The organism is Mesorhizobium sp. ISC15, from assembly GCF_037162615.1.
In the GTDB taxonomy this organism is placed as follows: Bacteria; Pseudomonadota; Alphaproteobacteria; order Rhizobiales; family Rhizobiaceae; genus Mesorhizobium; species Mesorhizobium mediterraneum.
The window spans coordinates 1,766,993-1,779,150 of sequence record NZ_JAVSPX010000001.1 but is presented as its reverse complement, the minus strand read 5'-3'; the positions used below and the strand labels follow the sequence as shown (position 1 = coordinate 1,779,150).

At 58.8% G+C, this 12,158-nt stretch carries 11 protein-coding genes and 1 pseudogene; 7 read left to right on the top strand and 5 right to left on the bottom strand.

The features are described 5' to 3' along the window. Nucleotides 1-55: 55 nt before the first annotated feature. From RPG13_RS08780 to RPG13_RS08765, 4 genes are all read right to left on the bottom strand, one after another. Nucleotides 56-925 carry a glycoside hydrolase family 16 protein gene (locus RPG13_RS08780; protein ID WP_095484312.1) on the bottom strand — a complete coding sequence of 290 codons (870 nt, stop codon included), beginning with the start codon at nucleotides 923-925 and terminating at the stop codon, nucleotides 56-58. Between the two features lie 164 nt (nucleotides 926-1,089). Further along, nucleotides 1,090-1,488 carry a hypothetical protein gene (locus tag RPG13_RS08775; protein WP_337124856.1) on the bottom strand — a complete coding sequence of 133 codons (399 nt, stop codon included), beginning with the start codon at nucleotides 1,486-1,488 and terminating at the stop codon, nucleotides 1,090-1,092. Nucleotides 1,489-1,856: 368 nt separating this feature from the next. Further along, nucleotides 1,857-2,870: a glycosyltransferase family 2 protein gene (locus RPG13_RS08770; RefSeq protein WP_337124855.1), complete on the bottom strand. Its 1,014-nt coding sequence runs from the start codon at nucleotides 2,868-2,870 to the stop codon at nucleotides 1,857-1,859. Nucleotides 2,871-3,389: 519 nt separating this feature from the next. Continuing rightward, complete coding sequence (locus tag RPG13_RS08765) at nucleotides 3,390-3,731, bottom strand: exopolysaccharide production repressor exox (protein ID WP_245461374.1); 342 nt, start codon at nucleotides 3,729-3,731, stop codon at nucleotides 3,390-3,392. Between the two features lie 534 nt (nucleotides 3,732-4,265). Between RPG13_RS08765 and RPG13_RS08760 the strand changes: the two genes are divergently transcribed. The 3 genes from RPG13_RS08760 (at nucleotide 4,266) to RPG13_RS34915 (ending at nucleotide 6,989) form a co-directional block, all read left to right on the top strand. After that, a complete protein-coding gene (locus RPG13_RS08760) occupies nucleotides 4,266-4,940 on the top strand; it encodes a sugar transferase (protein ID WP_095484316.1) in 675 nt (224 codons plus the stop codon). A 162-nt stretch (nucleotides 4,941-5,102) separates the two neighbouring features. Further along, a complete protein-coding gene (locus RPG13_RS08755) occupies nucleotides 5,103-6,311 on the top strand; it encodes a polysaccharide biosynthesis/export family protein (RefSeq protein WP_127204067.1) in 1,209 nt (402 codons plus the stop codon). 75 nt (nucleotides 6,312-6,386) lie between these two features. Beyond that, nucleotides 6,387-6,989 carry an acyltransferase gene (locus tag RPG13_RS34915; protein WP_095484319.1) on the top strand — a complete coding sequence of 201 codons (603 nt, stop codon included), beginning with the start codon at nucleotides 6,387-6,389 and terminating at the stop codon, nucleotides 6,987-6,989. Between the two features lie 109 nt (nucleotides 6,990-7,098). Here the strand turns inward: RPG13_RS34915 and RPG13_RS08750 are convergent, their stop codons facing one another. Further along, a complete protein-coding gene (locus RPG13_RS08750) occupies nucleotides 7,099-8,361 on the bottom strand; it encodes an O-antigen ligase family protein (protein ID WP_127204068.1) in 1,263 nt (420 codons plus the stop codon). Nucleotides 8,362-8,580: 219 nt separating this feature from the next. Here RPG13_RS08750 and RPG13_RS08745 point away from each other — a divergent pair. From RPG13_RS08745 to RPG13_RS08730, 4 genes and pseudogenes are all read left to right on the top strand, one after another. Further along, a pseudogene (locus RPG13_RS08745) lies at nucleotides 8,581-8,673 on the top strand (helix-turn-helix transcriptional regulator); the annotation flags it as partial. Between the two features lie 149 nt (nucleotides 8,674-8,822). After that, the gene (locus RPG13_RS08740; protein ID WP_337124854.1) at nucleotides 8,823-9,752 is read left to right on the top strand and encodes a TIR domain-containing protein; all 930 of its coding nucleotides are present in this window, start codon (nucleotides 8,823-8,825) and stop codon (nucleotides 9,750-9,752) included. A gap of 147 nt (nucleotides 9,753-9,899) precedes the next feature. Beyond that, nucleotides 9,900-10,652 (top strand): SDR family NAD(P)-dependent oxidoreductase, encoded by a 753-nt coding sequence (locus RPG13_RS08735; protein ID WP_127290003.1) that lies wholly within the window; start codon nucleotides 9,900-9,902, stop codon nucleotides 10,650-10,652. A 47-nt stretch (nucleotides 10,653-10,699) separates the two neighbouring features. After that, complete coding sequence (locus RPG13_RS08730) at nucleotides 10,700-12,046, top strand: glucoamylase family protein (RefSeq protein ID WP_337124853.1); 1,347 nt, start codon at nucleotides 10,700-10,702, stop codon at nucleotides 12,044-12,046. Nucleotides 12,047-12,158: the final 112 nt, after the last annotated feature.

Sequence of the window (12,158 nt, the reverse complement as noted above, 5' to 3'; positions counted from 1 at the left end):
TCATCCCTGTTCAAGGCTTCGGAGCGCTTTCGGTCCGGCCGGTTCAGATTAGCCTTCACTTTATGCTGCATGCCAGCGATTCCGGAAACTGGCATGGCTGGCCGAGCGCCGTGAAGGCGACGCGGTCCACTTGCATGGTGAGCTTGCGCCCCGGATCCGAAAACGGGCCCAGCCAGCCCTTCATCGTGTCGCTGCCCCAGAGGCTGAAGAATATCTTTTGCGCATGGCTGGGCAGCTTTGCCGGATCGGTGATCGTGTTCACCAGCTGGCCATTGACGTACCAGCGCAGCCGGTCCTTCTCCCAGACGAAGGCGTAGTCATTGAAAGCCTTGTCGGTGCCGCCCGCTACATCCACCAATTTCTCGTTGTTGCCCTTGCCGGCTATGTAGGCGTTGACCTGCACCTTGGAGGTGTCCTTGGTCAGCACCTCGAAGTCGATTTCATCCCATGGCTGCTTGTCGGAGGGGCCGATGTAGGAAAAGAAGGCGGCGTTGATGCCGGAGCCGGCATCGGTTTTCATCCGTGCCTCATAGGTGCCATAGCCGAAGCGCTGCTTGGTCTGGATCTCGCCGCAGGCAAAATCGCGATCCTTCAGCTTCCGCTTTTCGAAACCGAGCGTCAGCATGCCGTCGGAAAGCTCGACCTGGCTTTTGGACCAGGTGCAGTTCTGATGGCTGCCGTTCGTCCAGCCGTCGGCAACGTACCAGCGCGCACGGTCGAAGCTGGTGAAATCATCGACGAACGATGGCGCAGTCGGGATATCCTGCGAACGGGAAGGGGTCGGGCCTGCAACCAGGCTGCCGAGCGCGACCAGCAGAAACGCGCCGCCAGAGCATAGCTGCCTCAGGTTCACTTGCCTGATCGAGCGCGTGAGCGGGCTGCCGCCGGTTGCTGGGGTGGACGTGCTTTTCGGATCCGCGTTCATACCAAACTCACCTTTGTGCTGTGTGCCCCCAACCCAAAGTCGACGTTCGAACCATGACGAAACGAGCTGATCTTGACCTTCTCCCGGCACCTTCCTTGTGCTGCCTCTTTGTTGACCTGTGGCACTAAACCTCTTGCCTGCGGCGCCACCCAGAACTTTGAAGTTCACCCCGTGCCGGCGGCCGGCTTGGCGAAATCAGCCTTGGTGGTCGAGCCACGCTGACCGCTTTCATCGAAGATTGCATCCAGCGAATGACGGAGATCCTTCATCAATTCGTTTTGCCGCGCGAGCGCCGCGATGCGCTGCTCGCAATTCAGCATCGACTTCGTCAGTTCGCTGACTTCGGCGGATCTGCTGGAGGAGGCCGCTCCATTTTCCATCGCCTCGACCAGAAAGGCCGCGTTGGTGGCCTTTGTCCGGTAGCGATTCTCAAGTCCGTTTTTCTCCGCCTCGACCTCGGCTGCGATCTGATCAAGCAGCTTTGCCAGGCGGTCAAGGCGCGAGATGTCGGTCTGCCTGTCTCGAGCCGGATCCCTTGATCTGAAGCCGAATATCGAGGCCATGCGCTCAGTCTCCTGTCATAGCCGGCCTATGGCAATCCCGTGCCCATCCAGGCCGAAAAAATCTTGTCGCATCGTCCAGCTCCTCTGACAGGGGACATTTTCGGGCCGATTCAAACGGCCAACCAAAATTGCTGCACCGCAACATACATGCCATCCCCAGAGCGAGTAGGCAACCACCTAATGCATGTTGCGCAAAAGTGCGCAGCGGTTTTGCGACAACGACATGCATAAGAACAAGAACTAAAGCGCGTCGCATGAATCTCATCAAACGCGACGCGCTTTAGTGTGGCGAATCGGAAATTCGCTTCACGTTGGAGCGGGGTAAGGACCTGTTGACATGATCGGCATGGCGCCGCTCGCGGACAAGCTCAAGTCTCGCCGAGCGGGCTCGTTGCGGCCATGAGAAAGCGCAGCGGCGGCACAGGCTGCTTCGCGGCAAAGCCGGCGCGGCGAAACAGCGCATCCAGCTTGTCGGCGGCCACGCCGCGAACGATGGGGATGAGGTTGGATTGGCTGGCCAGGGCGTAGGCCGCGGCCGACGTCAGCCCCCGCTCGTTCTTCACGTCGAGGAAGTTCCGCAACCGGTATTTGTCGCGCACCTGCCGTTCGTGCCTTCTGAGCACCGCCTTAGAGCCTTCCGGCAAACTGTCGATCGCCAGCAGCGCCAGATCCGCGTCGGCCAGACGCTTGAGATCCTGCGTCTTATGTTGGCCGCTCAGCGAATCCGCGCGAACGATGGCGCCATAGCCGCAGGACCTGATGACCTTGAAGCGTGCCCCGCAAGCAACCGCGCGCGCGTAGAGCTCATAGTCTTCGCCCAGCCGCAGGTTTTCGTCATAGCGCAGCCCATGCCGGTCGAGAAAAGCGCGGCTGATCACCGGTTTGAGGAAGCCCAGCTCACCTCTCTGCACACGGCGACTGGAGATGTTGCCTTCGATGAAACGCTCGAAATCGAGAAATTCCGGGTCGGCCGAGAATTGCGGAGCGGCGATTTTAGAGACATCGGTCACCGCATCGTCCCTGATCATCATGATGTTGTCGGCAGCGAAATCCCAATCGGCGCTGGCGAACAACTCGCGATATCTGCCCTCGAGAAAAAAATCATCGGCGTCCAGAATACTGATGAACGGTGACTTGGAGCTGGCGATCGCGGCGTTGCGGGCGAAGGAAGGACCGCCGTTGACGTCGAGCCGGATTACAGAAAGCCTGCCGCTGCCATCGTCGGCTGCCCGAGCGACTTTCGCGGTATCGTCGGTGGAAGCGTCGTCGACGACGACGACTTCCGCCACCTCCGGCTCGCGCAACGCCGATGCGATGGCAACCGGGATTGTCCGCGCCGCGTTGCGGGCAGCGATGATCACGCAGACCTCGGGTTTTGTCATCAATTCGTCTCTCGACTGCAAAGGTGGCTCCGAATTTCTTGCCGCCCCCCGTTGAATGTCCGATGCAACTCTCGTCCTCACCGACTGTCCGGCTGTTCGAAAGAGCGTCAGCCGGCGCTTATGCTGCAAGTGCGAAGCATCGCCAAAATCATTCGCTCCGTCCAGTCTTTCCTTTCGGTGTCGTCATGGCGCAAATCGATGGGCGGTGTAATGCCAGCGAATCGACGCGCCGCTTCGCAAACCGCCCCTGACCATTCTGGATAGCGCTGTCAGCGCATTCGAATCGCTGATCACCCAGTCGATCGACCGGCCGCGGCGCGATGACGACCCTGACCGTCGATCCTCGCTTTCGCCGACCAGGTGGTCGCGATGGAAAACGGCCGCATCGTCAAGGTCAGGCAAAATCAGATAGTGAATCAGCGGATCAGAGGCTGATGGAAAAATCCGGAGGTCAGTTGTCCAGGATGCTGTAAGGCGAGCAGTCCGACAGGAACCCAACCGACGCGACCTGACGTCGGGTCAGTGCAGGCTTCTCCTGGCACTGAACTTCTCGCCATCGGCCGTCTCGGTCGGACTCAGCTTTCGTTCGGCATCGCGAATCTTATCAGCCGATGTCGGCGTGTTTCTGGCAACCATGACGAAAACCAGCAAAAAATAGCCTAGCTGAATGACGATGGCGCAAGCCATAGCGCGAAAAAGCGTCGTGCCGAGCGAAGCGCCGCCCAGATGAGACCAGGCGACCACGATCGCCAGAGCGAAAATCATGCCGACAATGAATTTTGGTAACGACATACCCGACAGCCCGTCAACCTGCTCGGGCAATAATCGATGATTGACCCACCCCGAGCCTCCCTTCGCCATGCGAGCTCGTTGAGGCGGCCCGCTTTTTGGCCGGTTGCTTTCGGCCTTTCCCACGCTGTTCCATACTCTGACAGAAACAATTTGCAACTCTATTAAGGTGTGCAATAGCGGGCAAGGCCAACCACAAATAATTTTGGATGCGTTCGCGGGATCGACTCTGCCATGTTGCGATGCACACGTCTGCATCATGGCCAATCACCGGATATGGAACTCCTCCAGTAAGACCCATAATATTAATTAGTATTTTACTCTAAAATCTATATATGTCTCGGAAGCTAAAGCACGATTATGTTCCATGACGCGGTACAAAGAGCGATTCGCCTAAAATCAGCCTCAAAAAGGCACTAGATTTTTCAAAGTTGCCCATAATCTGTCACGAACGTGCCATAAAGATCAAAATTTGTGCAGGATCGGTTTATTATTTAGTCAATTCATGACGTGATTATTTCAAGCGATCGAGAAATTGTGTGTTGCGATGCAGCATTTTTTTGATATTGTGGGCGAAACCATCCGTTCAACGTATGGAGTTTACGCATGAGGGACGTAGCCAAGTCGGCCGATGCGGATTTTTCGCAGGCCGGCATCGATTTTCCACCAATCGGCGGCCTGCTAAAACGCAGCTTCGATATTGCCGGCTCACTGATTGGCCTGGTGGCTCTCAGTCCGCTGTTTGTTATGGTCGCGCTGCTTGTCAAGTTTTCCGACGGCGGGCCGATTTTCTACGGTCACAGCCGGATCGGTCGGGGAGGACGGATTTTCCCGTGCCTCAAGTTTCGCACCATGGTTCAGGATGGTGAACGGGTGCTGGCGGCATATCTTGCCGCCAATCCGGACGCCAATGCCGAATGGACAGCGACCCGCAAGCTCAAGAACGATCCGCGCGTCACGCGCGTCGGGGCCGTGCTGAGGAAGCTCAGCCTAGATGAACTGCCGCAGATCATCAACATCCTTCAGGGCGACATGAGCCTTGTCGGTCCTCGCCCCGTCGTGCGCGACGAGCTCGAAATCTATGGCAGTTCGGCTGTCTATTACCTGAAATCGCGCCCCGGCCTGACCGGGCTCTGGCAGGTCAGTGGCCGCAACGACGTTTCCTACGACAGCCGCGTCGCGTTCGATCGCCACTATGTTGAGAACTGGTCGCTATTCGAGGACATTCGCATCATCATCAAGACCGTGCCTGCGGTCTGGATGTCGCGGGGCTGCTACTGACCCGGCCGGGAGCCGGTGAGTGACGGTCCAGACGCCAAGCATTCTGCAGCAAGCTTCATCGGGCGGGGCCAAAGCGGATCGGAAAAAGCTCAGTTGAAAACAAACATCTTCGGAATCTCCTGCGCCGGCACTGTCAGCAATCACATGCGACGGATGCGGCTTATGACTGCTTGCCTCACGCTGACGCTCGCCGTTCCCCAACTAGCCACCGCCGACGAGTACCGCCTGGGATCGCAGGACAAGCTGACCATCCGCGTGGCCGAATGGCAGACCGTTGAAGGCACGTTCCGCGACTGGACGGCCGTCAACGGAGAGTACACGGTCGGTCCTGCCGGAACATTGTCCGTGCCATTCGTCGGCGAAATGCCGGCATCCGGCAAGACTACATCCGAGGTCGCGGCAGCGATCGGCCAGGCGCTCCAGCGCAAGCTCGCTCTGGCGGACCGGCCGGAAGCCTCCGTCGAAATGGCGCAGTACAGGCCGTTCTACATTTCCGGGGAGGTCCAGACGCCCGGTCAGTATCCTTACGTGCCGGACCTGACCGTGCTCAGGGCGATGAGCATCGCCGGCGGTGTCAGACGGAGTCCCGAAGGACAGCGGTACGACCGCGACATGATCAACGCCAAGGGCGATTTTGACGTTCTCCAAGACCAACGGGTCCGGCTGATCGTCAGGCGCGCGCGCATCGAAGCGGAGATAGCGGACAAGTCGACGTTCGACGTGCCGAAGGAGGTGGCCGACGATCCGAAACTGGCAAGCATCGTTGCCGACGAGATGGCGATCCTGACGGCCGATCAAAAGAATCTCAAACTGCGCCTTCAGGCGCTCGATGATTTGAAGACGCTGCTGCAGAGCGAGATTGATTCGCTGCAGAAAAAGATCGTCAACCAGCAGCGGCAGGTCGACCTGGCAAAGGAACAGCTGAGCGGCATCGGCTCGCTGGCGCAAAAGGGCCTTGTCGTCAATACGCGGGTTCTGACTTCGCAACAAACGATCGCCGACCTGGAAGGCCAGATCCTGGATTACGAAACGGCCATCCTCACCGCCAAGCAGTCGATCAGCAAGGCCAATCAGGACGCCATCGATCTGGAAAACACCCAGAATGCGGGCCTCGCCACCGATCGGCAACAGGCAGAAGCCGATCTCAGTCAAACAATGCTCAAGATGAATATGCAAACAGGCCTGATGGCCGAAGCCATGTCGGGGAACCCGGCGTTGCAACGCTATCGCGACGGCGAAGAGCCAACAATGTCGTTTGGCCTGGTTCGGGTGGTCGACGGAAAGAGCAGCGAAATCGCCGCCAGCGAAGACACGCCCGTGCTGCCCGGGGACGTGATCAAGGTGAAGTTGGCGCCGATGGCTAGCCAATAGGCCGTTTCGAGAAATCGAATACCCCGAGGTCAGCTGACGCTCAAAGGGAGCGTCACGCCAAGGCCGTCCGCATAGATGCACGCTCCTCGGCGAGGAGCGGCTATCCGTGGGGGAAGCGTAGTGAATATCTATCGTGCTAGAAGGTATATTAAAGGCACAATCATTACATTCATTTGGGTAATGAGGGGTATCGAAATATCCGATCGAGTCTCGGTGCTTGGAGTCTCGCCTCATATAGCAGGAAAAGGCAATTTTAGATTTGGCTCTCGCGTTTCGTTTCGAGGGCTGGGGTCACGTTCCTGGTTTCATGCACGCCGGAACGCAAGCCTGTCAATTGGCTCTAAATCTTTTATAAACAGCGGAGTTATGATCGACGCATCAGTCGCAGTAAGCATCGGAAAAAGATGCCTTATTGGCGATTCGGTAGTAATCCAAGACTCAAACTATCATGAGGTCGAAGATGGTGCCGGTGTTAAAGCGAAAGCTGTCCTAATTGGTGACAATGTTTGGATAGGCCGAAATTCAATAATCCTGCCTGGGGTGGAAATCGGGGATCATAGCGTAATTGGAGCCGGCTCTGTGGTCACCAAAAGTGCACCGCCACGAAGCTTGGTTGCAGGAAATCCTGCCCGAATAATTCGCGAAATTGTGGCACCCCAAGATTATATTCGTTTTTGATCTCATTTTGATAGACGAAAAGCTAGAGCTGTTTGTTTTCGCGCAATTCCGGACAGAAAACCGCACACACTTTTCCTGGAATTGCTCTAGGTGACATTTAGCGCTTTGCTTAGCCCCTTGCGGTTTCTGGTTCCGCGAGGTTGGCCGCGGTCCACCGGGGACGGGCGACTAACACCCTCACCAGCTTGAAGTAGCTGTAATACAGGAGGAAGGAGCCCATGATGTAGGGGTTGAGGGTCTCGACCTCGACGAAGGACCGGATGAACAGAAGCACCATCACGCCGGCAAGAATCACAGACTCGGCTTGCCACGTCCTGAATATCAACGCCGATATGTGGCCCCACAGCGTGCGCACGATGATCAGCGAAATCAGCGTCGCCCCGACATAGCCAAGCTCGACGAGGGCTTCGATATAGGTATTGTGGAAGTGGAAGCCTGATCGGGTTGTGATGTAGAATTCGTTCCAAAGCCGCTCGGCCTCGGCAAAACCCTGCACCCAATAGCCCGCATAGCCGACGCCGAGGATCGGCGCTTGCTGCGCCGCCTCCCAGCCCTGCTCCCAGAGATAAGTCCGTCCGGTGAGCGTGGAATCCTTTCCGAAGACGCCAAGGACGAAATCCAGAAGTCCCGCAAAGGCAACCAGGGTGACCGCGATCAGCCCGCATGTGCCGACCAGGAAAATCACCCGTCGATAGCGGAGCGAAAGCTTCTTGGCCATGGCAAGCAGAGCCACCAGAGCGAGAACTGCCGGTATCGAAGCCATAGAGGTGGCCGAATGCGCAATGACCAGCAGATAGGCCGACAGGGCGACGACGGGCGCCGTCAAGAAAAGGCTTATTCGGCCGCGCCTGAGAAAAGCCAGGAAGACAACGCAGAAGTAGACACCCAGCGATGCGACAAAGCCGATCTGGTTCTTGGAGCTGAATGCGCCGACGAAATTGTACGTCCCGTCGAGAACGTCATAGGAATAACCCCCGACCATGAGCGAATAGAGCAGGACGAGAAAAATCCCGATCAGCGAGCCTATCGTCAACGTTCGGACGCTGACGGTGCGCGCCGCGATGTAGGCGCAGGCGATATGGGAGCAATACTGGACTGCCGTCCTCAACGTGATGCCGGGAGCATCCGACCAGAACACCGACAGGCAGACGTAGATGGCAAACGCCAGCGGGAGCCATGCGCTGGATACATGTCGCAACAGCCGCCGGTAGTCCACCAGGATGAGGGGGAGCCAAACCGCATAATAGGCCAGGATCAGGATCTGGCCGAAGACGGAGGAGTAGGAGAACGCCCAAATGGAGATGGCAACAGCAAATGTACCGTAGACCGTGTTCTTCTCCGGGTCGACCAACAGAGATTTTGGAATCTTCATCTCGGTAGCGGATTCCCGTCCATGCAGTTCAATGCCGATTTGCCGCCGCGCCAAGCACTGACGCTTCCGTTGTGCAGTGCAATATAACCCATCCCCCGCAGCCTGTCACCCAAATGAGGCAAAAACAGCCATAAGGATGCCCCAAGGCGGGCGGTGAAAGACCGATAGGCCGGGCAAGAACCGAGCGCGCAGCCAGCTGTGGCCGCAAACATTGCCTAACGGCTGAGCATCACCGTCGGCACTGTCAAGAACCATCGCCGCCGCATTTATGAGCGGTTTGGCATCACCACCGCGGAACTGTTTTTCTTCTAGCACCTGACGAAAATAGCAGCCGGCATTCATTGCATCCGTTGCAATAAATGAGGTCCTCCGCGTACCCTATGTCGGGGACAAACAGACCAATGACCGCAGGATAATTGGCAGACGCTGGTCGTCCCGATCTGCTGGGTTGGAGCAAACGGATGGACAAACCTCGAATCTTCCTGGGCTCGTCGGGGAAGCAGAAAAAACTGCTGCAGGCGCTGACACGCGGTCTTGAAGACATCGCGCATGTGGTACCCTGGACGACATCCTTCAATCCGGGGACAACCACCCTGGGGCGCCTCCTCGAGCTTACGCGTGAAGTCGACTTCGCCGCTTTCGTGTTCGCTCAAGACGATTGGACCAGTGTGAGCCAGCCGGCATCGTCTGCGACGGCATCCGCTCAAGCTTCTCCACGAGACAATGTGGTTTTCGAGGCCGGCCTTTTCGGCGGAGTCCTTGGAATGCGCCGGACGTTCATCCTCCATGCCAATGGCTCCAAGCTTCCAAGCGATCTCCTCGGTCTCACCTCCGTAAGGTATGGCGAGGCGACGACCGGCGCGGAGATGAGGGCGATCAACCAAAAGCTTCGGAATGCGATCGAGAATGAAAGTCGTGTCGCCCGGATAGAGGGCCTTTGGTGGCAATTTTCCCTGTCGGAACGGACCGTAAAGGAGCCGTCCGCCGTGAGCCTCTTGCGTATCTCGCGAGACCGCGATGGCGCGCTGGAGCTGACCGGTCGCTCATGGCAAGAGAATGGCAGTCTGTCAGCCAGATACTGGAGCGAAGCGGTAAAGGAGAGAAAGGAGCCTCCCGGCATCTTCTACTTTTGGAATGGAGAACGACCCTTGGACGCGAACGCGTCGCAGTTGTACGGGACAGGAGAGATCCGGCTGGAGTCCGCCGATCGCGCGTCCGGGTACTTCACCACACGAGCCGACACACCGCCAAAACTGAACGCGCGCACCTCCGGTGTCTATCTGCGCGCCGATCCCGAGGACTTAAGCATCCTGGACGGGCGTGACAATCAGCGGCGCGTGGAGTTGATCGCAGAGCGGCTGAGCCATTGGAAGTCGATCAAGAACGTCTGAACTGCGCGCGTGGGAGAGTAGCGGCCAGGAGGGGCTTCTCAACCGCCTGCTCCTGGCCCACCACGAACCTGTTCGGAGGCTCCAGACTCCGGCTTGAACTTCTCCGTCGCTGACTTCACATTTGCCGCCGATTGGGAGGATGAGCACATGACGATGAGTTTTGCGGGACGGTTTTCCGGACGATCGGCCGTGATCACCGGTGGCGCCTCAGGCATCGGCCTGGCTGTCGCGCAAAGAATCGTTGGAGAGGGCGGACGCGTTTGTGTCTGGGATCGCGACCCCACCCAGATCGAGCAGGCCAAGGCTGTCATTGCCGATTTGCATGGCGTGACTGTCGACGTCGCCGATCCCGCGGCGGTCGAACAGGCCGCCCGGCGGACGATCGATGCCCTTGGCGCGGTCGATATCCTGGTCACCAGCGCCGCCATCACCGGACCGAACATGACGACCTGGGACTATTCGGTGGAGGACTGGCGCCGGGTCATCGACATCAACATCAACGGCGTCTTCTTCTGCAACAAGGCGCTGGTTCCGCATATGCTCGAGCGCAATTACGGCAGGATCGTCAACATCGCCTCGATCGCCGGCAAGGAGGGAAATCCCAACGCGTCGGCCTACAGCACCTCGAAGGCTGCGGTGATCGGCCTGACCAAGTCGCTCGGCAAGGAACTGGCCAAGACCAAGGTGACGGTGAACTGCGTCACGCCGGCGGCCGTGCGCACCGCGATTTTCCAGCAGATGAGCCAGCAGCACATCGACTTCATGCTGTCGAAGATACCGATGGCGCGGTTTGGCGAGGTCGAGGAGGTGGCGGCACTGATCTCATGGATCGCTTCCGAGGAATGCTCCTTCACGACGGCTGCCGTCTTCGACGTCTCCGGCGGCCGGGCCACCTATTGAAGCACGTCAGGCGCGATCTGCCGCCGGCCGACTGGAGTTCACGTCGTTTGCTTAGGGTCGAACCTCCACTGTCCGATGAAGATCTGCTCGACCGCTTCCAGCACGCGGCCTTCGGTTATTTCCTGGAAACCGTGAACCCGGAGAACGGACTGGTCGCCGACACGTCGCGGCCAAATTGGCCGGCAAGCATCGCGGTCGTCGGCTTCGCCCTGTCCTGCTATCCGGTCGGGGTCGAGCGCGGCTGGATGACACGAGACGCAGCAGCCAAGCTGACGCTTGCCGCACTGCGTTTCTTCTGGAACAGCCGGCAAGGCAATGGCGACGGCGTCACCGGCCACAAGGGTTTTTATTACCATTTTCTCGACATGCGGACCGGCCTGCGCGCCTGGCGATGCGAATTGTCGATGGTGGACACGGCGCTTTTGATGGCCGGCTTGCTCGTGGCCGGCGCCTATTTCACGGGCGACAATGACGAAGAAACCGAAATCCGCGAATTGGGGGAAGCCCTCTACCGGCGCGTCGACTGGCGATGGGCGCAAGGCAGCAATTCGACCTTGCGGCAGGGCTGGAAGCCGAAGAGCGGCTTTCTGCGTTATGGCTGGGAAGGCTATAACGAAGCGACGGTGCTCTACGTTCTGGCAATGGCCGCTCCCGACAAGCCAGCCTCGGACGACAGCTATGCCGGCTGGACGGCGACATATCAGTGGGGAAACATCTACGGCTACGACGTGCTCTATGGCGGCCCGCTGTTCATGCACCAGTTCTCGCATGCCTGGATCGACTTTGACGGCATACGGGATGCGTTCATGCGGGAAAAGAACTCGGACTATTTCGAGAATAGCCGCCGCGCGACCTACCTTCACCGGGATTATGCGCAGCGCAATCCCTCCGGCTATGACGGCTACGGCGAAGGACTTTGGGGCCTTTCGGCGGGTGACGGGCCCGGCAACTTCCGCGCGCGGATCGAGCGGCGGCCGCGCAAATTTTCCGGCTATGCGGCGCGCGGCGCGCCGTTCGGCCCCGACGACGGAACGATAGCGCCGTGGTCGTATCTGGCATCGCTGCCCTTCGCGCCGGAAATCTGCCTGCCGGCGCTGCGTCTTCTTAGAGAACGCCATCCTGAGGTGATCGACGGCTTCAGGATGCCGAGCGGCTTCAACCCGACGCTGGCGAACCGGCGGAAGTTCGGGCCGAGCGGCTGGATATCGGATGCGCATTACGGACTGGACCAGGGTATCGCCGTGCTGATGATCGAAAACCACCGCTCGCGCCTGATCTGGGACCTGATGCGGTCGAGCCCGCATATCCGTCGCGGCCTGAGCAAGGCCGGGTTCAGCGGCGGCTGGCTGTCGCAGCCCGCCGCCGCTGCCCAGGCCGGCCACCATGTCGGGTGATTCAACAGGGATCGCTCGCAACCTGGCAGGCGCCAGGCGACCGCGCCGCATCGAACGCTTGACGAAAGTGCTATTCGGCTAAAGAAGATTGAAATGGAATGGCACGGGGGCG

What these genes read in the sequence shown, in the direction of transcription:
- RPG13_RS08770 (WP_337124855.1), bottom strand. Translation starts at nt 2,870, where the DNA reads ATGACAAAACCCGAGGTCTGCGTGATCATCGCTGCCCGCAACGCGGCG.
- RPG13_RS08740 (WP_337124854.1), top strand. Translation starts at nt 8,823, where the DNA reads ATGGACAAACCTCGAATCTTCCTGGGCTCGTCGGGGAAGCAGAAAAAA.
- RPG13_RS08750 (WP_127204068.1), bottom strand. Translation starts at nt 8,361, where the DNA reads ATGAAGATTCCAAAATCTCTGTTGGTCGACCCGGAGAAGAACACGGTC.
- RPG13_RS08760 (WP_095484316.1), top strand. Translation starts at nt 4,266, where the DNA reads ATGAGGGACGTAGCCAAGTCGGCCGATGCGGATTTTTCGCAGGCCGGC.
- RPG13_RS08765 (WP_245461374.1), bottom strand. Translation starts at nt 3,731, where the DNA reads ATGGCGAAGGGAGGCTCGGGGTGGGTCAATCATCGATTATTGCCCGAG.
- RPG13_RS34915 (WP_095484319.1), top strand. Translation starts at nt 6,387, where the DNA reads ATGCACGCTCCTCGGCGAGGAGCGGCTATCCGTGGGGGAAGCGTAGTG.
- RPG13_RS08775 (WP_337124856.1), bottom strand. Translation starts at nt 1,488, where the DNA reads ATGGCCTCGATATTCGGCTTCAGATCAAGGGATCCGGCTCGAGACAGG.
- RPG13_RS08755 (WP_127204067.1), top strand. Translation starts at nt 5,103, where the DNA reads ATGACTGCTTGCCTCACGCTGACGCTCGCCGTTCCCCAACTAGCCACC.
- RPG13_RS08735 (WP_127290003.1), top strand. Translation starts at nt 9,900, where the DNA reads ATGACGATGAGTTTTGCGGGACGGTTTTCCGGACGATCGGCCGTGATC.
- RPG13_RS08780 (WP_095484312.1), bottom strand. Translation starts at nt 925, where the DNA reads ATGAACGCGGATCCGAAAAGCACGTCCACCCCAGCAACCGGCGGCAGC.